Source organism: Desulforapulum autotrophicum HRM2 (assembly GCF_000020365.1).
Lineage (GTDB): Bacteria > Desulfobacterota > Desulfobacteria > Desulfobacterales > Desulfobacteraceae > Desulforapulum > Desulforapulum autotrophicum.
This window is the reverse complement of sequence record NC_012108.1, coordinates 5,154,714-5,179,690: the sequence shown is the minus strand read 5'-3', so window position 1 is coordinate 5,179,690 and position 24,977 is coordinate 5,154,714. Positions and strand designations below refer to the sequence as shown.

The following is a 24,977-nucleotide window of genomic DNA, read 5'->3' as shown; positions in this document are numbered from 1 at the left end:
CGGCGTTTCACATCTATGAAGGTGGCGCCTGCCTCTAACTGCTTTTTTACATCGTTGATGATGTAGCTTACGTTTCGGTCAGCCACGGCTGCCTGGACCATTTTCCTGGAGGTGTTGATTTTTTCCCCCGATTACTTCAAACATTCTTTCATTCTCCCAGAGCCTATTTGATAAAGGATTTAGCCATTTTAGAAGCAGATCCTGCATCTACGGCAAACCCGTCAGCACCTATTTCATCGGCAAAGACCTGGGTTACGGGGGCACCGCCCACCATAATTTTGACCTGGCCTCGCAGGCCAGATTCCACAATGGCGTCTACAGTTTGTTTCATTGCCGGCATGGTGGTGGTGAGGAGCGCTGAAAGGCAGACGATCTGGGCATTTTTCTTTTTGATCTCTGCCACAAAGTCTTCAGGGGCAATGTCTACGCCCAGATTGTGAACTTCCAGGCCCGCGCTTTCCATCATCATGGCCACGAGATTTTTGCCGATGTCATGGAGATCGCCTTTTACAGTACCGATGATTACGACAGCGGCTGCATTGCCTTCACCTTCACCAAGAAGGGGTTTGAGAATCTCCACGCAGGCACCCATCGCCTGAGCTGCCATGAGAACTTCGGGTATGAACATGTCACCGGATTCCATTTTCTCACCCACAATATCCATGCCTGCAATCAGGCCTTTGTTCAGAATATCGTTGGGAGCTATGTCTGCGGCCAAGTCCTGGTTGACCAGGTCGATTAGTTTGGCGGCATCACAGGATACCAACGCATCTATCATTGCATTAAAATCTGTCATTGTTGCTCTCCTGAATGGTATACAAGAATAAAGATATCAGACGGCCCTGATAAAGGGTCGTCTGATGCTTGGCTATTGAAAGCAAAAACGTGCGGGTTACCGGGTTTTAACGTCGTAAACCGGGAACTTCACCACCGTGGCGGTGCACATGCCTTCTTCTCTCTGAATTTCAAGTTTGGTTCCCACGGCTTTGAGCTCGGGTTTCACCTGGCCCAGGGCCAGGGATTTTTTCATGCGATGGGTCCAGACCGGCTTGTCATTGACTTTGCCCACTTCCTTACCATCGGCAAAAACCTTTTCACCGCCTTGCAGGGCTTCCTGAATGTCAACTTCCAGGCCCACCAGTTTGAAGCGTTCTTTACCTTTGGCGGCCATCAATGCTTCCTTTCCTCGGAAATCGGCCTTGTTGCTGTCTACCACCCAGCCCATGTTCACCTCCCAGGGGGTGTTTTCCATCAGATCAAAACGTCTCCACAGAAGGCCGGCTTCCATACGTAATGGAAACACACTTTCAACGGCACAGGGCAGAATTCCCATGTCTTTACCGTGTTTTAGAATGCTGTCCCAGATGATGACAGCTTTGTCGGGGCCAACCATGATTTCATAGCCGCGCTCACCGGAAAAACCGGTACGGGAAATCATGACCTTGCAGCCGAACAATTCGGTTTCATTGAGATGGGTGAAATAATCAAGGGCGGAGATATCGTCGGAGGCATGCTTGTTGAGCAAATCTAAGGCCTTGGGGCCCTGGAGTGAGATCAGGTGGGTCCAGTAATCATACTCCACCAAGCAATCTCTGCCTTCGGCGGAGAGTTCCACCATGTTTCTGGCGCAGCCGTCGCCATGGCAGGCCAGCCATTGGTTATCACCTAGGTTAAACACAATGCCGTCATCGCAGATGACACCGGTTTCCCTGAGAAAGGGGCCGTATTTAGAGTGACCGGGTTTGATCGCGGTCACATCAAAAGTGACAGCATGATTGAGAGCGTCCGCTGCCTCCGGTCCGGAAACCCGGAATTTGAGAAATGCCGTGAAATCATACATCCCGGCAGCTTCCCGGATGGCGTCATGCTCCTTTTTCGGGTCGGTATTGTAGGTCAGAGGTACCCCCATGCGAATGTATTCCTGAAGGTTGCCTCCCAGGTCGAGGTGGCGGGCTGTCAGTGCTGATGTTCGTGTGATTTTGGTCATATATTGCTCCTTTATTCCTTTATGGCTTCATCTTTCTTGGCCTTCTTTAGGTTTGCCTGCAGCAAACGCTTTGTGCAGGAAACCTTTGTTCAATTTTCAATCCATTACAGCAAAGGATGTGCCAGGAGGTCTTTGTTTGCTGAAAGCACTTTTTATTACAATATGTTGTAGATTAAGGCCCATGGAGGGATGTGTGGAATGGAGGCTGTGAAACTGATAAAAATATTAAACCGGGACAAAAAAAATTAAGGATTTTCTCAGATGGGAATTCAGTTCGTTCTTCCGAGCCCCTAACCGAACGACTCAACCCGATGGAATTACGCCTCTGTTGGAGGGAATTCCTCCATGAGTTTCTTATATTGGTACCTAAAAGCGTGGTGCTTCATCTTCAGCAGCCTGGCGGCCTGGCTCTCATTGCCTCCGGCCAGTTCCATGGCCCGGCTAAAATAGAACCGGTCGATCTCTTCTTTCACGGCTGCAAGATCAACTCCATCCGCGGGAAGGGGTGGCAAATCAAGAAATAATTCATCGTCCTCTGGCCGGGTGGAATCGGTCTGGTCAAGGCCTAAATCCCCAGGTGTCAGTTCCGGGCCGTCGGCAGTGAGTACCCCGCGTTCCATCATATTTTTCAACTCCCTGACATTCCCCTTCCACTGGTACTGCCTGAGCAGTGCCATGGCATCCCTATGAATACCGGTAACATTGCGATTAAATTTTTCATTAAAAAATTTCAGGAAGTGTGCTGCAAAGATCTGAACATCCTCCTGGCGCTGATTCAGGGTGGGTACCTGGATTTTTATTACCGAGATCCTGAAATACAAATCGGCCCTGAATTCCCCATTTTCAATCATTTCTTCCAGATCCCTGTTGGTGGCTGAAACGATTCTGGTGGAAACATGCTGTTTCTTGGTGGAGCCCACCCTGTAGAATTCGCCGTTTTCCATAAACCGCAAAAGCTTGGCCTGGGCATCTGGATTCAGGTCCCCAACCTCGTCGAGAAACAGAGTGCCCTTGTCTGCCATTTCGATGAGCCCCATTTTTCCGCTGGCCGAAGCCCCGCTGAACGCCCCTTTTGCATAACCGAACAATTCGCTTTCAATAAGATTTTTTGGGATGGCGGCGCAGTTCACCGTGATAAAGGGGCCGGCAAAATTAGGGCTTCTGTAATGGGTCGTGGAGGCCAGGAGTTCTTTTCCCGTGCCGGTTTCCCCTAGGATGAGAACCGGTGTATCCGGGCTTTTGGCCACCTTTTCAATGTAGGTCATGATATCGTAGATCACCTGACTTTCACCGATGAAACAGGGGACCTCCTCTTTAATGCGTCCCTCCTGAAGGTCCTTTATTTCCCGTCGCAGCCGGATGGTTTCAAGGGCATTTGAAATGGTAACGTCCAGCCCCTCCATCTGTAGCGGTTTGACAATATAGTCCCAGGCCCCCTGTTTCATGCATTTAATCACCGATTCCACGTCTTCATAGGCCGTTATCATTATCACCACCAAATCGGCATCCACTGCCTTGAAGCGGCTGAGAGCGGTAATGCCGTTCATACCCGGCAGGCCGATGTCCAGGAGTATGAGGTCCGGTTTTTTTTTGCTGAAATCCACGAGGGCTTCTTCAGCGGTTGCATAGGTAAATACGCTATAATCATCCTCAACATAGGCGGTGATACCTTCCCGGATTGTTTTCTCGTCGTCGACAATAAAAAGGGTATAATTCATTAGGGTCCGTCCGTTTTTTGTTTGCCTTTTGCTGCGTGTTTTTTTGATTTATGCTGCCTGCTTCGCCTTTAAGGTACTATACCACAGTTTGCCGTGGAAATGGCAGTTCCACCCGGAAACAGGCCCCGCCTAACGCCGAAACGCCGATCTCCAGTTTGCCTTTATGGTCCGTGATAATCCGGTGACAGAGGCTGAGGCCGATGCCGGTACTGTGGCTCTTGGTTGTAAAAAAGGGATCGAAAACCTTCTGCCGGACATCCCTTGACACCCCGGGACCGTCATCTTCTACCCTGATAATGATTTTCGTTTCATCCTGCCGGGAAGAAATCCGGATATGCCCTTTGTCTCGATGTTCAAGGATGGCGTCTGCAGCATTGTTGATAAGATTCAGGACCACCTCTTCAATGAGATGGGGTTCGGCAATGCATGCAGGCAGGTTCTCGGCCAGGTCGTCCTCGATTTCGATCCCTTTTTTATTCAGGGTGAAAAGGGTCAGATTTACTGCCTCTTTGATCGGGTCATTTATATGGACCACATCAAACCTGGGTTCTCCCGGCTTGGCAAAATTCATCACTCGCTTGATCACCGATTCAATTTTTCCGGAAGCGGCCCGGATCGCTTCAATGGATGAGGCGATTTTTTTTGCTTTATCGGGATTCCTGAAATATTTTTCAATGGTGCCCAGATAAATATTAATTCCGGAAAGGGGATTTCTGATCTCGTGGGCGATGCCCGCAGAAACATTCCCCAGGGAGGCCATTTTGTCCTGGATGGTCAGCAGTCGTGTCAGTTTTTTAGCCTCAGTCAAATCAATAAAAATCAATAAAAATGCGTTGCGGTCATGGTAGTCTATGGGAGTGGCGATACAGCCCACCCAGGTCATGGCACCGTTGTTTTCTGCAGGGTTATCAAGGTGAAACCTGAAATCCACTTCGGATTCATTCAGCCGGTTCTCCCTGATTTGGGAAAAAAAAGATTTGATTTTAGGCAGATCTTCCCCATGGATTCTGGATTCTGAGTCTGGATCCATGAAATTTATATCCCCCATGAGGTGTACCTGGTTGGCATTCTGGTGAACCACCCGATTGTCCTGGACAATGGCAATGCCGTTGGGGGTGTTTTCCACCAGATCCTGGAATCTTTTTTCGCTTTTCTGCATGGCATTTTCTGCTTTTTTACGCTGAATCAGCCGCCACATGCCGTGGGCCAGCAGGTTGAGCTGACGCAGGTCTGAACGGGTATAGTTGCTTTTCTTGTTGCCCATTCCCGCCACCACCACGATTCGGCCCTGGTTGGAGATGGGAACATTCATATACCGGACAATTTTTTTATGGGCTTCGGGTACCCCCTTGAATTTTGGGTTGGATAAATGGTAATTATTTGAGATAACGGGTTTTTCTTTTTTAACAGCATCCCCCCAGAATCCTTTGGTATTTTCCTCAAATCCGCCATCCCAGACCTGAACATTCACCTGGCCCCCAGCATCGCCTTCCCGGTTCTCCACCACATAGGTTCGTCCTTCCTGTTCTCGCAGGGTGAGGTAACCAAACCGGCTTTGGGTCAGATCCAGCATTTGCCGGAATGAAAATTCAACAATGTCTTGAATGGATTTGTGGGGGGTCTCGTTTAGTCTGAGAAGTGCTTCCAGGCCGATCTCATTAAAACTGAGCGCTTCAGTTCGCTGGGCTACCTCCCGTTTTAAAGACCGGTTCCAAAACAGCACGGTACTGGTCATGAGAAGGCTTAGGCCTGTCGAGCCAAGAAGCCAGTACCAAAAAGTGCGGGAGAGATAAAACCCGGGACGGTCCAGCGTGACCCAGCGGCCGTAAATGGCCTGGTGTTCTTCCTCTGAAATTGAAACCAGGGTTTTTTCAATGATCCGGCTGAGTATGCTCCAGTCCTTTCTAATCCCCATGCCGTGGTGAAGTTCAAACCCTGTATCCCCGGCCAGGCTCAGGTTGGTGATTTTTTCGGTTTCAATAATATACAGGGCATTGGGCACCTCGGTGATCATGGCGTCAAGTTCTCCAAAGGAAACCTGTTCAATGCCTGTCTTGGAATCTGCCACATCTATCATGTTTAGATCCGGGTGGTGTTCCCGGATAAACTCCCCGACTGCATATTTGCGGACGACCCCGATTTTCATACCCTGCATCCGGTCCAGGGTGAGATTTGCATATTTTCCTTTTTGAACGATAATTGTGGTCTTGAGGTTTAAAAAAGGGGTGGACCAGTTCATAAATGTACGGCGCGCAGGTGTTTCCTGTCCGGCTGAAATGACGTCGATCTCCCCCTTTTTTGCCAGGGAGAGCATCTCATCCCAGGAGGAGACGGGAACTCTTGCAAACCTGAACTTGAGCTTATCTTCTATCAGATGGATATAGTCCGCGGCCATGCCTGCAGGGTTGCCATTCTTGTCCAGAAAATCCATTGGAGGCCAATCCGGAGTAAGTACCAGCCTAACTTTACCGCTATGGGAATCCAGCCAGATCTGCTCTTCAACGGTCATCCCTGGAACGCTGTCCTCATGGACAGATGGATAGAAAAAAAAGACCGCAGTGATTGTTAAAAAAGCGGCACTGATACTGTATAGGATGGGTCTCATATTAAATTTTCCTTGATTCAGCTCCATGTCGGTACAGGCTGTGGGCCTTCAATATTCATACCATAAATGAATCCTGGTTTAAATGTAAGACAGCTTATTCCATTTAAAGGAAATATTTTACACCCCTTCTTTGAATGCACCGGCCTGTTTCAAAAAAGAATGATAATTTTATTAAATTATCTTTTTTGAATTTGACATTTTTCCTAAATTTCTATCTGCTCCTTTTTTATCTGTCTTTGGCTAAATGTTTAACTTTCTGAAATTAATAAATAAAAAACCCGAAAGATCTATGGCACGCCTATTGCTATTAAGGTTATGTTAAGTGGAAAATCGAATGATTTAACCGATATTCTAAGAAGTTCCGGCGTTTTGAATTCCATTTGCCCGCCGGAACCTTTCTGGTATCTGAAAAGGAAAGATTGACATGGGAAACAGATTACAACCCCTCACAAAAGAACAGATTAATATTATCCACAATGCTGCCATGCGTATCCTCGGAGAAACCGGTGTGGCATTCAAACTGCCAGAGGCCATCGAAATTTTTAAAGAACACGGATTCAAGATTGATGGCAGCACGGTTTTTTTTGAAGAATCCCAGGTGCTCAAGGCGCTGGGTACCGTGCCATCGGAGTTCACCATCATGGCCCGGAACCCGGATAAATCCGTCCGGCTGGGTGGAGACCACTATGCCTTTGGACCTGCCTGGGCCGCTCCTTTTGTCATTGATGCAGACGGTACCCGGCGCAATGCCTCTCTTGCTGATCAGGAAAATATGTGCAGGCTGGTCCAGACCTCGGACCATGTGGATTTTGCCGCAGGCTCCATGGCCGTTCCGGCTGAGTTTACCCCCAGGGAAGCTGCCACCCGCATGCTCCATGCCGCCATTACCATGACTGATATGCCCCTGATCTCCAACCCATGTGCGAGGGAGAACGGCATAGAAATCGTTGAAATGGCTGAAATTGTCTGGGGTAAAAAAGTGACGGAACTGGCACACCCCGTCTCCATTGTATCTGTGAATCCCCTGTCTCCGCTCTCCTATTCGGACGACACCCTGGAAGGGCTCATCGAGTTTGCCCGCAACGGCCAGGCCCTGCTCATTTCCTCGATGGTCTTGGCCGGAATAAGCGGGCCAATCAGCATTGCCGGTACCGCTGCCCTGGAAATTGCCGAGAGCCTGGCAGGCATAACCCTTGCCCAGCTCATTAACCCCGGTGTCCCCTGTGTCTGCGGTGGCACCTCATGTGCTTCAGACATGCGCACTGGCGGGGTCAGCTTAGGGGGCCCCGAATCCCTTCAACTCACAGCCATTGCTGTACAGATGGCCGAACACTACGGCCTGCCCTGCCGGTATGGTGGAAACCTGACCGACGCCTATTCCGTTAATGCCCAGGCTGGAATTGAGTCTGCCCTGCTAATGGCCGCTCCCATCATCTCAGGTGCCCATTTCATTCATCAATCCTGTGGTATCCTGGGGGCCTACGCCGCGGTCAGCCTGGAAAAATTCGTTATTGATGAAGAGGTCTGCGGCATGATCAAACGTGCCGTGGCCCCGCTTGAAATCACCGATACCAGCATTAACACCGACCTGATCAAACGGGTTGGTCCCTGCGGTTCTTACCTGATTCAGCCTGAAACCGCCGCAAAATGCAGGACTGCTTTTTTCCCGGCCAACCTGACTTGCAGAGGCACCTATGACGACTGGGCTGCCAAAAACAGGGGAGACATGGTTGCCAGGGCGGCTGAATATGTAAAAAAGAGGATTGAGTCCTACAATAAACCTGAAATTGATCCGGATGTCGAACGGGATCTCAATGCCTATGTTGAAAAAAAATATAATAATTAACAGAAAGGGAAAGTAACAAAATGGCTACACAAACGAACAATCAAACAGGCTTTATGGAAAAATTTCTGGGAAAAACTGACCACCAGTTGTTCTGGATTACCCTGGTGATTTTTGGTATCATTGTGGGCTTGGGCGTTGCAACACCTGAAAAACTTGCCGCTGTGCTCAAGTCCATGCAGTCGTTTATTACCACCAATTTTACCTGGTACTATATGCTGTTCACCGCTTCCTGCCTGATCTTTTCCTTCTGGATGGCTGTGGGCCCCTTTGCCAACTTGAAACTGGGTAAGGATGAGGATGAACCCGAATTTTCAACCATGGCCTGGCTGGCCATGCTCTTTTCAGCCGGCATCGGCCTCGGCTTTATCTTCTGGGGTATTGCAGAGCCCATTTATCATTACATGCAGACGCCCTACGGGGCTGAACCCGGTACTGCCGCCGCCGTACCTGTTGCCCTCCAGATTTCCTATCTCCACTGGGGGTTTCATCCCTGGTCCTTCTATGCCGTCGGTGGTTTGGGAATCGCATATTTCTCCTTCAAGCACGATCAGCCCATGACCATTGCGACCTCCCTTTACGGCCTGCTGGGTGATAAAACCGAAACCAGCATCTGGAGTAAACTTGCCAACCTTGTCACGGCTTTTGCCACAATCGCTGGTATCAGCACTGCACTGGGGCTGGGCATCCTTTCCATCAAATATGGCTTGACCCACATTACCGGCATAGAGATGACCCCGGGTGTTACCGTTTTCGTACTTATTCTTTTCATGATAGCTTACATTGCTTCTTCGGTTTCCGGTCTGAAACGTGGCCTGAAATACATGAGTCTGATCAACATGTGGCTGGCCTTTGCGGTTATTGCATTCATTTTCTTTGCCGGGCCCACCCTGCAGTTGCTGAATCTGTTTCCCGATTCCCTGGGCCTCTACCTGTCCAATTTTGTCACCATGACCTTCTGGACAGATTCCATGAACCAGGCTTTTGAAGGCAAATGGCTGGGATGGTGGACTGTTTTTTATTGGGCATTCTGGATTGCCTGGGTTCCTTTTGTCGGTGGTTTTATTGCGCGTATCTCCAAAGGCAGGACCGTCCGGGAATTTATCCTCTGGGTTGTACTGATCCCTTCTTTTGTCATGTTTGTTTGCTTTGATATTTTTGGCGGTGCTGCCATCCTTGCTGAAAGAGCGGGTACCGTTGAGTTGTGGAAAGCCATCCAGGCCGACATGGGATCGGGTATCTTTGTTCTTCTGTCCGCCTATCCCATGGGTTATTTCGCCTCCATCATGATTTTTATCAGCCTGATCATCTTTTTGATTACCTCTGCCGACTCCGCATCTTTCCTGGTCGCCATGCTCATGTCCAAGGGTGAACTGGAACCCAAGGCCGGTATGAAAATCGTCTGGGGATTTGTTCTGGGTACATTGGCCATCATTTTGCTGCAGACAGGTGGGCTTAAGGCGCTTCAGACCGCATCCATTGTCTGTGCCCTGCCATTCACAGTCGTTATGATTGCCATGATGTTCTCGATTGTAAAAGGATTTCGCAAAGATTTGAAGAATAAATAAATTTTCATCTAACAATTAAAAAGGGTGTGAGGCCGAAAAAATAGTTTCGACACCACGCCCTTTTTTATTATTTTGACCCCATCTCTGCATGGTGAATTGAAGTCTGCCGATGAAAATGGTTCACGGAGCCCCAGAAAAATCACATCCGGCCTTTGCTGATGATAGTCTATTGGTGTTTTATCCATGGCTTTTTTCATGGATCCAGTGACAGCACCAGGGCTTCCAGGGCCGACGGGGTGTTGAGGTTGGGGTCGTCCAGGACCCGTTCAAACAGCACACCCATGATTCGTCCCACCTCCGGCCCTGGATCAAGGTTCAAAAGTGCCATGATACGGTTGCCGTCAATGGCGAGATCCGCCGGTGTAAACGCCTGGATGCCTCTGGGGGCAAGTTCGTTTTTAAACTTTTGAACCCGATTGCGAATCTCTCCAAGGGTGTAAGGCTGTTTTGCAAGGTTGGACCGCTTGTCTGCAATCCGCATGCGCATGAATTCCTGGTAGGAGACACCGTGGGACTCAAGAAGGGCCAGGATGCGCCGTACCGCCCGGGGTGTAGTCTTTTCAGTAAGGGGCCGCATGTGAACATCTATGATCGACAGAATGTATCGCCTCTCCCGGGTTGAAAATTTCAGGTTGACAAGATCCGCCTCTATTTTATCCCGGGCTTTTTCATGGCCGTGGAAGGTGAGATTTCCCTCTTTGATCGCTGCCGTATCAAACTTGCCGGCATCGTGGAGAAAACCTGCCAGCCGCAGTAACGGCCGTTTTGGGGAAAGGGCATCGCCGACCATCATTGAATGTTCAAATACGGTTTCCCCATGGAAGGGACCCCCGTCAAGATCCACAAGCCTGTCAAGGCAGGGAAATATTTGGATGAGCAGGCCTGTGGCCTGGAGGGATCGAAAGAACAGTGAAGGCCGGTCATGGGCCATGGCCTTGAGGATCTCCATGCGGATACGTTCTTTTGCCACATTCGCCCCAACCAGCCTGCCATGGGTTTTGATGTCCCCAAGGGTTTCAGGGGCAAGGGTGCCACCGATCTGGGAGACAAACCGGCAGGCCCTGACCATGCGCAGGGGATCTTCCCGGATACGCAAGGGCCCGTTGCCGGTGAATTGGATGATTTTGCGTTTCAGGTCCTGTTCTCCTGAAAACGGGTCGAAGATCTGACGGGTTACAGGGTCCCAGGCCATGCTGTTGATTGTAAAATCCCTCTGTTCAAGGTCGGCAAGGGGAAACTTGGTTCGGTCTCCTCTAAAGGAGGCCACCTCTATGCCGTTCACCAGGCAGACATGAAAACTTTTGCCAACGATTTTGACCCTTTGGTTTTTGAAGGTTTGTTTGATGGTTTCAAGGGAGGCGTCGGTGACAATGTCAAAATCCGCCGGTGGGAGACCGGCAACCATGTCCCGCACGGCGCCCCCCGCAATAAAGGCCCGGCATTGGTTTTCAAGGAGCAGGGTCAGGATTTTGTGAACTCCCCGGGGAAGGTGAGTTTCCATTATGTTGTCCCGTGGCACCACCTGGGAACAAGGTCGTGCCGTACATTGAGATGGTCAAGGATCCTTGCCGTAATGGTATCCACAAGGGCCTCCACCGTTGCGGGAGCGGCATAAAAAGATGGTGAGGGGGGCAGAATGGTGGCGCCGGCCCGGCAGGCCCGGGTCATGTTTTCAAGGTGAATCAGGCTTAATGGGGTCTCCCTTGGTACCAGGATCAACGGGCGTCGTTCCTTGAGGCAGACATCCGCCGACCGTGAGATGAGGTTATCGGCATATCCTGTGGCAATGGCTGCAAGGCTCTTCATGGAACAGGGAACAATGACCATGCCTGAATGGACAAACGAACCGCTGGCAGGAGAGACGGCATAATCGGTTTCGCAAAAGATCTCAATGGCGCTCTGACTGTGGCAGACCACCCCCTGGTTCACCAGAAATTGCTGTAAATCTTTTTCCGGGGTAAAGCCCATTTCATGAGCAAGAACCCTGAAACCGCCCTGGGAAACCATGAGAATTACCCGGCAGGGGGTTTGAACCAGGGCCTTGAGGAGTCGGACGCCGTAGATTACGCCGGATGCACCGGAAATGGCAACCACGTAGGTGGGCTTCATCCGACCAGGGCCTCGATGAGAACACCGGCAAGAAGAGTGATGGAGACAAGGCTGTTCATGTGAAAAAAGGCGATGTTGATGTGTTTGAGATTGTCCGGCTTGACCAGGCGGTGTTCGGCCGCAAGGAGCAATGCGATTATCCCGAGGAAGATCAGAAAAACAGGATGCATGTCAAACGACAGATACATGGCAAATAAAAGTACAAGGGTGAACCCGTGGAGGAGTAGTGAGAGGGCCATGGCGTTCCTGGGGCCAATGGCCGACGGAAGCGAGTAAAGTCCGCTCTGGGTGTCAAAATCCATATCCTGGCAGGCGTATAGGATATCAAAGCCTGCAATATAGGTCATCAGGGCCAGGGTCAGAAAGACGATGGGGATGGAAATCCCACCTGTTACGGCAATCCACGCCCCCAGGGGGGCAAGGGAGATGGCGAACCCGAGATAGATGTGGCAGTATGCTGTGAACCGCTTGGTATACGAGTAAAAAAGCAGCAGCAGGAGAACGGGAAATGAAAGCCCGAAGCAGAGGGGACCGAGCATTGCTGCCGCAAAAATAAATAATAGGGATGCTGCTCCGACAAACAGGGTAGCCTGTTTCTGGGTTAAAATGCCGGCAGGGATTTCCCTGTTGGCCGTTCTGGGGTTTTTCAGATCCATGGGGGCGTCAATGATCCGGTTGAATCCCATGGCGGCTGAACGTGCCCCCACCATGGCCACAATGATCCATAGGAGCACTGAAACATCGGGTTTAATTCCCTTCCAGGCCATAACAACAGCCGAAAGGGCAAAGGGAAGGGCAAAAATGGTGTGGGAAAACTTGATCATTCGTCCAAAAATAAGGATTTGATCCTTAAATGCTGACTTCATCGGGTCGTAACTCTCCTGGTCTGTTATCCGTCCAAGGGTATTATATCCCTGCACAATTAAAACCCTTAATATAAACCATAAACATGGGAATTACAATCCGGACATCTGCTGTCGGCGGTGATGGCGCTGGATACCCCATAACCCATACGTTTTACCAGAACTCTGCCGCAGTTATGGCAAAGGGTGTTTTCACCTTCAATGCCGGGCACGTTGCCCGTGTATACATATCTGAGTCCGGCAGTTTTTCCTGCTGAGACAGCCCTTTTAAGGGACGAGACCGGTGTGGGGTCACGGTCGGTCATTCTGTAGCAGGGGTGGAACCTTGACACATGCCAGGGGGTTTCCACACCCAGTTCGTTGGCAATAAACGCGGCCATGGCTGCAAGCTGATCCGGGTCGTCGTTGAGGCCGGGGATGAGCAGGGTGGTCACCTCCACAAGGATGCCCAGGGATTTCATGAGCTTGAGGTTCTCCTTGACCGGTTCAATCCTGGCCTTGCAATATTTTCGGTAGAAATCGTCGTTAAAGGCTTTTAAATCCACATTGGCCGCATCAATATATGGGGCCACCAAATTGATCACCTCCCGGCTCATGTAGCCGTTGGTGACAAGGATGTTGAAGATTTCCCTGCCCGCGGCAATTTTCGCTGTCTCAAGGACCGTTTCGATGAACACGGCAGGCTCGGTGTAGGTGTAGGCAATGCTTGCGCAGCCGTTTTCTATGGCTGCATCAACAATCTGTTCTGGTGAGACTTTAACGCCCTGGATCAGGCCGTTCTGGTCCGTTGGCATCTGGGCAATGTCGGCATTCTGGCAAAAGCTGCACCGAAAGTTGCATCCGACCGTTGCAACAGAATAGGCAAGGGAGCCTGGCATGAGGTGAAATATGGGCTTTTTTTCAACGGGATCAACCCCCCTGGCAATGAGCCTTCCATGGACCAGGCTGATGAGTCTTCCCCCCTGGTTCTCCCGGACGTTGCAGAGGCCCCGTCGTCCCTCGTCAATGGTGCAGAAATGGTTGCAGATGCCGCAGCGAACCCTTTTATTATCCAGCTTTTCGTAAACAAGAGTCTCCATTTTTGTGTTCCTTGTGGATGATGCGTGCAAACCCTGACACCGGGTCATAGTTCCTTGCCAGCTTGACCCTCAGCCACAGGGGCCGGATCCTGAATTTTGGTACGGGTTTGATTTTCATGATAATCATGGTGCCAAGGGGGGACCGCTCCACCAGGGCCTGCTGTTCGATAAAACCTGCCAAGGGGCCTGAGCACCATGGAAATTGCAGGGTAGTTCGCCAGGTGAGGGGCACATCTCCGAGAATGGCATAGAGAATTTTTTTAAGCTCCCATATGCTGAAATAATGGGCCTGGGAAAAGGGGGTGGACACAAAGATATTTTTAATCCGGCGCAGGAGGTTCAGGGGCGCATGGCTGTTGAAAACACCTATGATGACGGACTTTCTGGCCACCCGGCACGCCTCTTCAACGGCTTTGGCCGGTCTTTCTGTAAATTCAAGACTGGTAAAGAGAATGGCATGATCAAAGGCGTTGTCTTCAAAGGGGAGGGCCTCGGCAGATCCCTGGTGAAGATCCACCTTTTCACCGAGTCTTCCCCTGGCAATGTCGAGCATGGGGGTGGAGGGGTCCACCCCGGTGAGGTGAAGCCCTTTGCTGAGAAGCGGTTCCAGGCTTCTGCCCGTTCCGCAGCCGATGTCAAGGATCCTGTCGCATTCATGGGGTGCCAGCATCCTCAAGAGCAGGTCCATTTCAAGATTAAAGGCATGGCCTCTGCATGCCTTGTCAAACCAGGCATCATAAAAACGTGCATCGTTGGAATCAAATATATAACCCATGTAGTTACATTATTCCAAATGAGGGGCATCCGGCAAGATCAATCTTCAGTATTTTGATTTTTATTTGACTTTAGCCGGTTATGCCACTATATCCAGGTCTGTGGAATAAAAACAGAGGTTTATACGTGCAAGATCTGGGATGAAAATCAAATGGGATATTGTCCCAAATGTAATCATGAACAAAAACAAGAGAATACCGAGTGTGAAAATTGCGGTATTGTTTTTGCTAAATATAACTCTTGGCTGAGTTCGAGGGATGCCATTAAGTCAACGTGTTTGTCGACAAAAGAACATCCTTCTTTTTGTTCATTGGGCAATTTGCTGTTTTACGTCAAAGCAGATGAAAGCATATTCGTTTTTTACGCCAGGCTCGTTCTTTTGATTGGAATTGTTCTTTGGGGATTTCGGTTTATCACCTCTTCAATTGAAAGCAATTACGCGGGTGAATCCTACATGCATCTTGTTAACTTGCCTTTCCATGAGGCCGGGCATATTTTTTTTCGTCCTTTTGGGCCGTTCATTGCCTCTTTCGGGGGGACAATGGGGCAGTTTATTATGCCGTTGATCTGTTCGTTTGTTCTGCTTTTAAAAACAAGGGACACTTTTGGCGCTTGTGTAACCCTATGGTGGTTTGGCCAGAATTTTTTCGATATAGCCCCCTATATTAACGATGCCAGGTCATTGAATCTGCCTTTGGTTGGTGGAAATACAGGACATTCATCTCCCTATGGATTTCATGACTGGGAATATCTGCTCACGGAATCTGGATTGTTAAGCCATGACCATTTAATAGCAAAGTCAAGCGTCACCCTGGGAACAATAATTTTTGTGTTGTCTTTTACATGGGGGGCAATCCTCCTATACAAACAATTCAGAAATCGGGTTTAAGGCGCCTAATCAGAAAAACATCTCCCACTTGCCTTGTCTCTTAAGCCGTATGCTTCATTGCGTTTTTTATAAGAAAATGCAGTCTCAACTTGTCGACAGCAGAGCCCCCGGCGGGCGATGGGACCGGCCCATTGGGACCCAAAGGCGATGAGCCCTTTTGGCCCTGCCGGTCGTTAAGAAGCGCAGGCTGTTTGAGGATTTTTAGCCCGCAGTTCCTGCGCTTTAGACCGGCAGGGCAAAAGAGCCGCCGACGGTCCCGGGCCGGTCCCATCGCCCGCCGGGGCGGTATAATACCATTTTCATTATTCGTTGAGGCCGGAGCCATCCCTCGCTCCGGCCGTGCCGGTTTATAAGAAACTCGCTTCGACCGGCCGGCGGAAACGGGTGTTGCCCTTCACTCATGTATGCATGCGCATCTCTTCGAGCCTCGCAGGTTGTCCATGGCCTGCTCCGAGGGAAATGGCAACTCCTTGGACCTCGTGTCCACCGTTGCCATTTAATCCGTTCAGGGCAACACCCGTTCCCACCGACCTACTACTGTCGAGTTTCGTGCTTCGTTGTGTCCGCAGGACATGATGGTTATTGGGTATATATTTCAATTGTATTTTCTATGGCATCGTCCGATCCCATAGAAATTTTCACTTTGACAAACAGTTACAACACCAATACGATTACTTTTTTTGATTATTCGGCATGGTCGGAGCAGGGTGTCGGCCATGGCCGCAATAAACGATGAAACGCTCCTGTTTAAAATGCTCCGGTGGATATTTAATATAAAAAAAAGGCGGGTGGAACTCTGTCCGTCAGGTACATTTGAGGAAATTGAGATGAAGATAAAGATAGACGGACAAGGCCTTGCCTGCCCGGGACCCGTGTTAAAGACAAAAGAGGCCGTTGAATCCCAAAATCCTGAACAGATTTCGGTGACGGTGGACAATGATGCTGCCGCAGAAAATGTAAGCCGGTTCCTGACCCACAGCGGGTTTGAAGTTTCCGTTGATTCCGACGGCAGAACCTCGGTGATCGAAGGGACACGGTCGGGTGATTATCTGCCGGCAGCAAAACCGGAAAGTCCGGCCGTGGATCAGACCGATCATCCGAAAATCATGGTGATGATCGCCTCCCAGACCATTGGCAGGGGAGACGATGTTCTTGGTGAAAAACTTATGCTAAGCTTTCTTTTAACCCTCAGGGAGATGGGTGAAGATTTATGGCGGCTGGTGTTTGTCAACTCAGGCGTCAAATTCACCATCGAAGGCTCACCTGTTCTTGAACAGATCCAGGCTCTTGAGGCCGAAGGCATTCACATTCTTGTCTGTGGCACCTGTCTTACCCATTTTGATATTCTTGACCAAAAAAAGGTGGGCGAGACAACCAACATGCTCGACATTGTCACCTCAATGCAGCTGGCACACAAGGTGATCAACCTATAGGTGTCCAAACGGGCCTATTCGTTGTTGTCCACAAAAAAATCATCGATCAGGTGCTGCTGCTTTAACTGCTCGCCATACTGCGCAGCACTTTCCCTGTCTGAAAAGCGTGAAATCCGCACGATGAACCAGGTGCGCCCTCCGCCGTCGGCCTTGTAGATGTATGCGTCAAGCTTCTTTTGTTTGAGCTTTGCCACATACTCGTCGGCATGAACTTTCTTTAGATAGGCTGCCACCTGGATGGTAAACCGCATGGGGCTTTCAACCTCGACCTTGCTGACCTCAACCTTTGTTTTTTTGGGGGAGATATGCACGATATGAAAAAGGGTTGAGATTCCAAAACCTGCTATGATCGCTACACCAGCAAGGGCCATACCCCATTTTAACACCCGTGCCGGGCGCTCTTGTCCCTGGAAAAAAGCGTAACCGGCTTTCAGGGGGGCGACAGCTTTTTGAAAAACAGTGGGCAAGCCTGCTGTAAGCTTTCTTAATCCCCTTGCCAGGGGGTTGACCCGGCCGGTAATGTTTATATTGGCCCCAGGGGAAGGGGGAGAAGGTTGTGGTGCTTCTTCCATGACCGTAAATTCAGGACGGGAAATGGGTTCAGAGATCTGGAGAGCCTTGATGTCTGAGAGAGTCTCCGGGTCGGGGGTGTGGCTTGTCTGGGCTGCCTTGTATACTTTTCTTGCCGTATAGTCCGTTCGTCCTGCTGCCAGGAACAGCCGGGCGCAAAGGGCTGTTATTTCCGGATGGTCAAGGTTAATTTCTGCGATCTGTGTCACTGTTTCATGGGTCTGTCTTGTCAGGTCTTTTTGCCGGCATAGTTGTTTCAGCCACAGCAATGCGATTTCCGCTTCTCCGGGATAGAGCCGGAGAAATGTATTGACGGCCTTTTCAAACCCGGGATGGAGTGTGGACGAGGTCAGGCTGAATTTTGCCAGGGAGGCAAGGAGGCCATGGGCGACCCATTTTGTCCTGAAGGGGGAGATCAATCCCATGTCGTAGCGTTCCAGGGCTTTTAGATAGCGTTGTTCACTTCTTCGGGTAATGCCTGAACGGTCCCAGGATTCTGCCGATCGCAATGCGGCCAGTATCCGTTTTTTTCCCACGTGATTCATGGCAAATTCAGTCAGTCCGAAAACGATCAACATGAAAGCAAGGGCCACCTGGAGATCATGACCGGGGAAAAAACCGTTGACAAGGGGCAAGATCCAGAAGGCCGGGGCTAGACCCAGGATCGTTGATAGCCAGAGCAAGAGGGTCAGGTGGCGCAGCAGGAGGATCATTGTATTCTCCCCTGGCAGAGGATCTGATTGTCCTTGAGGGGTACCCTGACGGCCTGTGCTCCGCCATCCGAGTCAGGGGCGCAGCCTGTGGCTGTATCCACGGTCTCGAACCGAATTCCGGCAGGGATTGAAAAGTCCCGTTCGGGTTCGTTTTTAAGGGCCTGTTCCATGAATTCCGCCCAGATGGGTGCGGCGGCCCTTCCGCCGGTAATGCCAGTTCCTCCCCTGACGGCAAGCTTTTTCTCCCTGTCAAATCCGGTCCACACGGATACTGAAAGAGAGGGGGTAAATCCCGTGAACCAGGCATCGTTGAAGGAATCCGTGGTGCCGGTCTTGCCCGCAGCCGGGCGGGTGAATCCCAATCGGCGGATAGAGCGTGCACTTCCCTCATCCACCACGGAGCGCATCATGTCCACCACCTGGAAAGTGGTTGCCGCATCCAGAACGCGTTTTCCCTGGGCGATGTGTTCGTCGATTATCCGACCAAAGGGGTCCTCCACCCGCCAGATCATAAATGGTTCATGGTGGACACCGTTGGTGGCAAAGGTGGCAAAGGCCGATGCCATTTCCAGGGGGGTGACCCCGCTGGTACCAAGGGCGATGGAGTAGACCTCCTTAAGGGGGCTTGTAATGCCGCAGCTCCTGGCCGTCTGGATGACACAATCGGGCCCTGTTTGTTCCACAAGCTGGGCTGCAATGGTATTTATGGAATGGGTGAGGGCCTGCTTTAGAATGATTCCCCCCTGGAAGGTTCTTTCGAAATTTCTGGGTTGCCAGGCAGGCGCACCCTTGACCGGGATGGTCACGGGTCTGTCCTCCATGAGGGTTGCCGGATGGAATCCAAGTTCATTAAAGGCGCAATAGTAAAGAAAGGGCTTGAAACCGGATCCTGGCTGGCGGCGGCTCTGGACGGCCCGGTTGAATTCAGTTTTAAAATAGTCCCTTCCCCCGACCATAGCCTTGACCGCACCTGAACCTGTATCTATGGCAACAAGGGCCGCCTGGGGCGTATCTTTGTCGCGACTGTCGATGTCCATCATTGCATCCAGCTGTTCCAGCCCTTTTGTAACGGCTGTTTCAGCAGCGGTCTGGAGTTCTGGGTCAAGGGTGGAATAGACCTTGATCCCTCCGTGGAACACCACTTCCTCTCCATATTTTTCCACAAGGCGGTTGATCAATGCATCCACAAAATATGAACCGGTTCTGGAATCTGCCTGGCGGACGGCAAGTTCGGGTCGGATGGCCATGGCATCTGCCGCCTCCTGGGTGGTGATTTCACCCACCTCGACCATGCGTTGCAGTACAAAATTTCGTCGGGCAAGGGCCCTTTCATAATGGCGAAAGGGGTTATACTGGGTGGGGGATTTTGGAAGTCCGGCCAGAAGGGCCGCCTGGCTGAGGGTAAGCTTTGATGCAGGGATGCCGAAAAAAACCTGGGAGGCCCTTTCAATTCCCTGGGCACCGGCGCCAAAATGGATCTGGTTGACATAGGCGTGGAGGATTTCCTGTTTGGTGCTTGTGGCCTCGATCTGGAAGGCCACCAGCAGTTCCCTGAATTTGCGCAGATAGGTTTTTTCAAAGCTGAAAAAAAGGTTTTTTGCTAACTGCTGGGTGATGGTCGACGCTCCCTGTATCCTGCCTGGCTCAAAAAGTGTGACATAGAGGGCCTTAAGGGTTCGAAGTTTGTTTATCCCATGGTGCTCAAAGAACAGATGGTCCTCGGTTGCAACCACGGCATTGAGAAAATGGGGAGAGACAAACGACAGCTGGACAGGCTCACGCCCGCCAAGGGTTATGATCCGCTGGCCTGTGGCGGCAAACACTTCGGTCTGGGGCACATCAATGATCCGTCCAAGGGGCTGGGGCACCTGGGGGAGATCCTTTACTGAAACAAGAATCAGACCTGCCGTCACCAGAACCAGAAAAGCGCCGAGGATAAGGGTCAGATAAAGCGTGATCCTTCCACATTGGTAAATAAATCTTAACCCCTTCATTGTCCCCCCCGGCTAAGGGCCATGCTCAACCGCCACACGGCCCACTCCCTGGCCCTTACAAGGACAATTTTTGTGTCGTTGTTGGCATGGAATTCAAAACCCAGGCGGATGTAGCCGGAATTTGCCTCGTTCCAGATACCGGCCCGGACAATGGTTCCCTTTTCCCTTAAAAGGGGTTCCGGGGTTGTGATCAGGTCAGGCAGCACCTCCATTGGAAGGGAGAGAAGGGCCTTGAAAAACTGGTCTGCCGGAAAGATCCTTCCTGCAAATCCAGGAATGGTTTCAAGGGTTCCTGAAAAAGAAGTCTCTTGGTTTTCAAGGTTTGAGAGAAATTGATGATCCAGGTCAAGCTGCCGGATGACCCGGTTGTCAGGGCCCAGAAAATAGATTTCAAGCCCCTGGGATTTGCCCTGGCAGAAGATCCGGTTAAGGGTCGGGGTGCCAAACAACCAGACAAGTTCGGCCGGTGGGATGAGCTCGGCGGCCATATTGTCCGGCAAGTCAAGATAGAGTGTTTTGAACCGCTCCCTGTCAAGTCCGGTCCACTGGCCGGGAAGCACCACCCGGGCAAGTTCTGAAAACGAGGTGGCCTCCTGGGCCGATCTTGCCTGGTGCTGTCGTTCGGTCACAATGGTGTCAAGATAGGAGTGGGCTCGATCGGCCTGGTTGCCCGTCTTCCAGATGATACCGGTTTCTGGGCGAAGTGCATTGGTCGAGGCAAGGTACCTGCCCAGCAGTTGTTCTCCCCAGTCAAATCTGAACTCGGAAACGACAAGAACGGTCAGCACTGAAAAGAGCACCAGGTTAAACATGGACAAGGTTCTCTTGATCCACGCAGCAACGCTTGTGGGTTCGTACCAATATATCATGAACCAAGACTTATGCATAATTCGGGGTGGTTTTGCAAGAAAATTTACCGGGGAACTTCCCTCCCTCGTTCCTGGATGTCGGTGTAAGCAGCATCCTTCCGTGGCCGGTCCTATACTTTGGCGACAAGTGGGGACAAGATAAGCCTTGACCCGGGATGCAATATTCCTTAAATTAAATGGTTAGGCAAAAAATATGATCAACTTTGAATATGATCAACCTTGTTTTTTATACTGGTCGACTATTTATAATGGAGGACACGGGTGTACTCAAAAATTTTAATTCTCTACTTTCCAACGGAAATGGCCCACAACGCCGTGGTCTGCTATCTTGCAAAGGATTATGATATTATTTTCAACATCCTTGGGGCAAAATTCTCAAACAAAGAGGATGGGATCATGGTGCTTGAGGTGACCGGCACCCGGGAAAACTACAAAAAAGGGGTCCGTTTTCTCAAGGACCAGGGGGTTAGGGTCTCCTATGCAGAGCAGGAGATTTTCCGGGACGAGGATAAATGCACCCACTGCGGTGCCTGCACGGCCGTCTGCCCCACGGCAGCCCTCTGGGTTAAACGTCCTGAGATGGAGGTCATCTTTGACAAGGACAAGTGCAGCATGTGCGAGCTGTGCATCCTCACCTGCCCCACCCGGGCCATGGGCCTGTTTTCCAAGGATACCGATTCGATCCTTCTGTGAATTCCCCGACAGCCATAGCCATGAGCGGTGGGATAGACTCCCTTGTTGCAGCCCATGTTTTGAAACGCCAGGGCCATGACCTTGTGGGTATCCATTTTACCACAGGGTTTGAGTCGGAAGCCGTTGACCTGTCATCCATTGAAGACCAGCTTGATATTAAAATCCATCAGATGGATTTAAGTGCTGAATTTAATCGGGCAGTGGTGGATTATTTTGTGAAGACCTATGCCCGGGGAAAAACACCTAATCCCTGTGTCGTCTGCAATCGAACCATAAAGTTTGGCGTCCTTGCACAAAGAGCAAAGACCCTGGGTGCCGAAAAAATTGCAACCGGTCACTATGCCGGCACCCGGACCAGGTCAAATGGAGGCATTGCCCTTGTCAAAGGGGTGGATGGGGTCAAGGATCAGTCCTATTTCCTGGCCATGCTCTCCCAGGAGCAGCTCAAACAGGCTGTCTTCCCCCTTGGCCGGATGACCAAAGAGCAGGTTCGAAATATTGCCCGGGACAACCGTCTCATGCCTGTGGAAGAAAAGGAAAGCCAGGATATCTGTTTCATTAAAGCGCCAGGGTTTTCAGGGTTTGTTGCAGCAAGACTGTCAACTCCCCCGTCACCCGGGGACATTGTCCTTACCGATGGAACGGTGGTGGGCAGACACCGGGGCCTGCACCGTTATACCATTGGCCAGAGAAGGGGGCTTAACAGTCCCGGGCCTGAGCCCTATTACGTAAAGACCATTGACATGGAGAACAATCTTCTTGTGGTCGGCGGGAAAAAAGAGCTTTACACGATAAAGGTGGCCGTTGGCGACCTCAACTGGATAACACCCCCTTTGGCGTCAAGCTTAAAGGTAACAACCAAAATACGATACAGTCACAAAGGGGCCGCTTCAACGTTGAGCATTGAAAACGATCGGACAACCCTTGTCTTTGATGCGCCTCAGCTGGCCGTCACACCCGGCCAGGTGGCTGTTTTTTACAGGGACGAAGAGGTCCTTGGCGCTGGAATTATTCAATGAACTTATTTTACATCACCACCCTTGGCTGCAAGGTCAACCAGTATGAATCCAACGGCATTGCAACAACCCTCATCAACAACGGGTGGACACGGGTAGAAGCGGTGGAAAAGGCCTCGGTCTGCATCGTCAATACCTGTGCTGTCACGGCAAGGGCGGCTGTGCAGTCCCGCCAGGCCATACGCAGCATCATTCGCACGAACCCTGGGGCAAAGGTGATCGTTACCGGATGCCATGCCCAGACAGAACCCGACCTTGTGGGAAAAATAGAACATGTCCATTCTGTCGTTGGCCATGGGGATAAATTTAAAATTGCTGAAACCCTGATTTCTCCGGACCAGGGAATTGATTCCCTGCCTTTTCCTGAAAAATCCTACTGCACCCTGACCCAATTCCAGGGATTTGAACCTGCTGTGACCGGGAATATGACCCGGGCTTATTTAAAAATACAGGACGGGTGTAACGCTTTTTGTTCATACTGCATTGTTCCCTATGCCAGGGGAAGAAGCCGGAGCATGCCCATGGATGAGGTGCTGGCTCACCTGGCCTATCTCCATGAAAAAGGGTACAAGGAGGTAATCCTTACGGGCATTCACACGGGGGCCTGGGGCGCTGATTTTCCAGAGAAGCGATCGTTCCTGGACTTGCTTAAAACCATTGTTGAAAAATCTCCCATCCACCGGGTCAGAATCAGCTCCATTGAACCCATTGAAATCAGTGACGAGATCATCGGGCTTGCAGCAGATCATGCCATTATCTGTGACCATTTTCACATCCCCCTCCAGAGCGGGGATGACGGCATTTTAAAAAGAATGGGCAGGCCCTATGATACGGGATATTTCAGGGAGCTTGTCTTGAAGATCCATGAAACCATGCCCCGGGCTGCCATGGGCATTGATGTCCTCCAGGGGTTCCCCGGGGAATCAGACCAGGCCTTTGAACGTACCCACGCACTACTGGCCGGTCTTCCCATCTCCTATCTCCACGTGTTTCCCTTTTCCCCGAGAAAAGGTACCCCGGCCTTTGATTATCCCGACCGGGTGGCCCCTGGGATCCTGAAGCAACGGTGTGCTGCCATGCGCGCCCTGGGACGGGAAAAACGCCGGGCCTTTGAGCTGGGAAATATCGGTCAAAGGTTTGGGGCCATAATCCAGGAACAACGGGACAGGGAGACAGGCATGCTCAAGGCCGTCACCTCCAACTACCTGACCCTGCTTGTCAAGGGCGGGGATGACCTGAAAAGATCTGCCGTAGACATCCTGGTTGATTCCATTGATGCCAGGGGACGGCTGCATGGCATTCCTTTGACCTGAACCCTGGTCTTCTATCCATGATAAAAAAAATAATAAATATAGGTCTGACGCTTTTCCTCCTCATCATCTGTGGAGCGGCGCCTGGGGGGTCGGATGAAATCATGGACAGGATAGAGCGAACGGGCATTATCCGCATCGGCTTCAGGCAAGACGCCATTCCCTTTGCCTATCTGGATCCTGTGTCGGGCGAGCACATTGGTTTTTCAGTTGACATGGCAGGGTTGCTGGCTGAAAATCTGTCAAAGCATTTTAGAAAAAAAATCCGTATTCAACCCGTTGTGATCAACACTGAAAACCGGATTCCCCTGATTGTAAAACATGAAATTGATGTGGAGATGGGTTCTTCGACCTATAATCTGGAGCGTGAACAAACCGTTGACTTCAGCCTGATGTTTTTTATTTCTGAAACCACCTTTATGGTAAGGTCCCAGTCCGCAATTCGAACCATGGATGACATCAACGGAAAAACCGTTGGCGCTGCCGCTGGAACAACCAATCTTTCGGCATTACAGTCCATGGTTCAAATCAAAAGATTAAAGTCGGTCAATATTAAAATTATCAAGACGATTTCCCAGGGGTTTACGGATCTTAAAAAAGGAGTGATAGATGCCCTCTGCCTGGATCGTACCCTGCTCAATGTTATGCGCATAAAGGATAGTGATCCAAATGCGCTCACCATTCTTAATTTTGCCATCTCCTACGAACCCTATGCCTATATCGTACCTGAAAATAATTCAGATTTTCGTGATTTCCTGAATAACACCATCCGGTGGTCCCTGAATACAAACAGATTTTATGAAATTTATGGGAGATGGATGGGAGCAACAGGGGAATACCCCATTAAAATGCCTCCAGGGTTTAAAGAGTATCTGAATGTGATAGCCTTTCCCATGAAACCGTCCTGGTGGGAAGATTAGTCGTTAAATGTTAAAATTGCCTTT

At 50.6% G+C, this 24,977-nt stretch carries 21 protein-coding genes; 8 read left to right on the top strand and 13 right to left on the bottom strand.

Features of this window, described 5'->3' with window-relative positions; all coding sequences use genetic code 11:
• Nucleotides 1-163: 163 nt before the first annotated feature.
• The 4 genes from HRM2_RS22720 to HRM2_RS25660 form a co-directional block, all read right to left on the bottom strand.
• The gene (locus HRM2_RS22720; protein WP_015906373.1) at nucleotides 164-796 is read right to left on the bottom strand and encodes a corrinoid protein; all 633 of its coding nucleotides are present in this window, start codon (nucleotides 794-796) and stop codon (nucleotides 164-166) included.
• Nucleotides 797-892: 96 nt separating this feature from the next.
• Nucleotides 893-1,987: an aminomethyltransferase family protein gene (locus HRM2_RS22715; protein WP_015906372.1), complete on the bottom strand. Its 1,095-nt coding sequence runs from the start codon at nucleotides 1,985-1,987 to the stop codon at nucleotides 893-895.
• A 317-nt stretch (nucleotides 1,988-2,304) separates the two neighbouring features.
• Complete coding sequence (locus HRM2_RS22710) at nucleotides 2,305-3,705, bottom strand: sigma-54-dependent transcriptional regulator (RefSeq protein WP_015906371.1); 1,401 nt, start codon at nucleotides 3,703-3,705, stop codon at nucleotides 2,305-2,307.
• A 76-nt stretch (nucleotides 3,706-3,781) separates the two neighbouring features.
• A complete protein-coding gene (locus HRM2_RS25660; protein ID WP_015906370.1) occupies nucleotides 3,782-6,310 on the bottom strand; it encodes an ATP-binding protein in 2,529 nt (842 codons plus the stop codon).
• Nucleotides 6,311-6,734: 424 nt separating this feature from the next.
• On the opposite strand from HRM2_RS25660, the gene HRM2_RS22700 reads away from it, so the two are divergent.
• On the top strand, nucleotides 6,735-8,156 hold the full coding sequence (locus HRM2_RS22700) for a trimethylamine methyltransferase family protein (protein WP_015906369.1): 1,422 nt from the start codon (nucleotides 6,735-6,737) through the stop codon (nucleotides 8,154-8,156).
• Nucleotides 8,157-8,176: 20 nt separating this feature from the next.
• Nucleotides 8,177-9,721: a BCCT family transporter gene (locus HRM2_RS22695; RefSeq protein ID WP_015906368.1), complete on the top strand. Its 1,545-nt coding sequence runs from the start codon at nucleotides 8,177-8,179 to the stop codon at nucleotides 9,719-9,721.
• Nucleotides 9,722-9,914: 193 nt separating this feature from the next.
• On the opposite strand, the gene HRM2_RS22685 is transcribed toward HRM2_RS22695, so the two are convergent.
• The 5 genes from HRM2_RS22685 to HRM2_RS22665 are packed head-to-tail and all read right to left on the bottom strand — an operon-like array spanning nucleotide 9,915 to nucleotide 14,547.
• Nucleotides 9,915-11,222, bottom strand: coding sequence for a CCA tRNA nucleotidyltransferase (locus HRM2_RS22685; RefSeq protein ID WP_015906367.1), 1,308 nt, complete (start codon nucleotides 11,220-11,222; stop codon nucleotides 9,915-9,917).
• Entirely contained in the window at nucleotides 11,222-11,830 is a 609-nt protein-coding gene (locus HRM2_RS22680) for a UbiX family flavin prenyltransferase (RefSeq protein ID WP_015906366.1), read from the bottom strand. Before HRM2_RS22680 ends, HRM2_RS22685 begins: the two co-directional genes overlap by 1 nt.
• Nucleotides 11,827-12,750, bottom strand: coding sequence for a UbiA-like polyprenyltransferase (locus HRM2_RS22675; protein ID WP_015906365.1), 924 nt, complete (start codon nucleotides 12,748-12,750; stop codon nucleotides 11,827-11,829). Before HRM2_RS22675 ends, HRM2_RS22680 begins: the two co-directional genes overlap by 4 nt.
• An 11-nt stretch (nucleotides 12,751-12,761) precedes the next feature.
• Nucleotides 12,762-13,772, bottom strand: coding sequence for an AmmeMemoRadiSam system radical SAM enzyme (gene amrS, locus HRM2_RS22670; RefSeq protein WP_015906364.1), 1,011 nt, complete (start codon nucleotides 13,770-13,772; stop codon nucleotides 12,762-12,764).
• Nucleotides 13,741-14,547 (bottom strand): class I SAM-dependent methyltransferase, encoded by an 807-nt coding sequence (locus HRM2_RS22665; RefSeq protein ID WP_015906363.1) that lies wholly within the window; start codon nucleotides 14,545-14,547, stop codon nucleotides 13,741-13,743. The genes amrS and HRM2_RS22665 overlap by 32 nt, the downstream gene beginning before the upstream one ends.
• 150 nt (nucleotides 14,548-14,697) lie before the next feature.
• On the opposite strand from HRM2_RS22665, the gene HRM2_RS22660 reads away from it, so the two are divergent.
• Complete coding sequence (locus HRM2_RS22660; protein WP_015906362.1) at nucleotides 14,698-15,435, top strand: hypothetical protein; 738 nt, start codon at nucleotides 14,698-14,700, stop codon at nucleotides 15,433-15,435.
• A 398-nt stretch (nucleotides 15,436-15,833) separates the two neighbouring features.
• On the opposite strand, the gene HRM2_RS27955 is transcribed toward HRM2_RS22660, so the two are convergent.
• Nucleotides 15,834-16,034, bottom strand: coding sequence for a hypothetical protein (locus tag HRM2_RS27955; RefSeq protein ID WP_232364127.1), 201 nt, complete (start codon nucleotides 16,032-16,034; stop codon nucleotides 15,834-15,836).
• Nucleotides 16,035-16,151: 117 nt separating this feature from the next.
• Here HRM2_RS27955 and yedF point away from each other — a divergent pair, with 117 nt between their 5' ends.
• Nucleotides 16,152-16,868: a sulfurtransferase-like selenium metabolism protein YedF gene (gene yedF, locus HRM2_RS22650; protein WP_015906361.1), complete on the top strand. Its 717-nt coding sequence runs from the start codon at nucleotides 16,152-16,154 to the stop codon at nucleotides 16,866-16,868.
• 14 nt (nucleotides 16,869-16,882) lie between these two features.
• On the opposite strand, the gene HRM2_RS22645 is transcribed toward yedF, so the two are convergent.
• Genes HRM2_RS22645 through HRM2_RS22635 form a run of 3 tightly spaced genes read right to left on the bottom strand, consistent with a single transcriptional unit; the run spans nucleotide 16,883 to nucleotide 21,014 of the window.
• Nucleotides 16,883-18,151 carry an SPOR domain-containing protein gene (locus HRM2_RS22645; protein ID WP_015906360.1) on the bottom strand — a complete coding sequence of 423 codons (1,269 nt, stop codon included), beginning with the start codon at nucleotides 18,149-18,151 and terminating at the stop codon, nucleotides 16,883-16,885.
• Complete coding sequence (locus HRM2_RS22640) at nucleotides 18,148-20,145, bottom strand: transglycosylase domain-containing protein (RefSeq protein WP_015906359.1); 1,998 nt, start codon at nucleotides 20,143-20,145, stop codon at nucleotides 18,148-18,150. Before HRM2_RS22640 ends, HRM2_RS22645 begins: the two co-directional genes overlap by 4 nt.
• A complete protein-coding gene (locus HRM2_RS22635) occupies nucleotides 20,142-21,014 on the bottom strand; it encodes a hypothetical protein (RefSeq protein WP_148214696.1) in 873 nt (290 codons plus the stop codon). Before HRM2_RS22635 ends, HRM2_RS22640 begins: the two co-directional genes overlap by 4 nt.
• Before the next feature lie 261 nt (nucleotides 21,015-21,275).
• Between HRM2_RS22635 and HRM2_RS22630 the strand changes: the two genes are divergently transcribed.
• From HRM2_RS22630 to HRM2_RS22615, 4 genes are read left to right on the top strand one after another with little or no spacing between them, the layout of a single operon-like run.
• A complete protein-coding gene (locus tag HRM2_RS22630) occupies nucleotides 21,276-21,707 on the top strand; it encodes a 4Fe-4S binding protein (RefSeq protein ID WP_015906357.1) in 432 nt (143 codons plus the stop codon).
• The gene (gene mnmA, locus HRM2_RS22625) at nucleotides 21,704-22,726 is read left to right on the top strand and encodes a tRNA 2-thiouridine(34) synthase MnmA (RefSeq protein WP_049770503.1); all 1,023 of its coding nucleotides are present in this window, start codon (nucleotides 21,704-21,706) and stop codon (nucleotides 22,724-22,726) included. The genes HRM2_RS22630 and mnmA overlap by 4 nt, the downstream gene beginning before the upstream one ends.
• Nucleotides 22,723-24,036, top strand: a complete 1,314-nt coding sequence (mtaB, locus tag HRM2_RS22620; RefSeq protein ID WP_015906355.1) for a tRNA (N(6)-L-threonylcarbamoyladenosine(37)-C(2))-methylthiotransferase MtaB — start codon at nucleotides 22,723-22,725, stop codon at nucleotides 24,034-24,036. The genes mnmA and mtaB overlap by 4 nt, the downstream gene beginning before the upstream one ends.
• Nucleotides 24,037-24,053: 17 nt before the next feature.
• Nucleotides 24,054-24,953 carry an ABC transporter substrate-binding protein gene (locus HRM2_RS22615; protein ID WP_015906354.1) on the top strand — a complete coding sequence of 300 codons (900 nt, stop codon included), beginning with the start codon at nucleotides 24,054-24,056 and terminating at the stop codon, nucleotides 24,951-24,953.
• Nucleotides 24,954-24,977 lie beyond the last annotated feature (24 nt).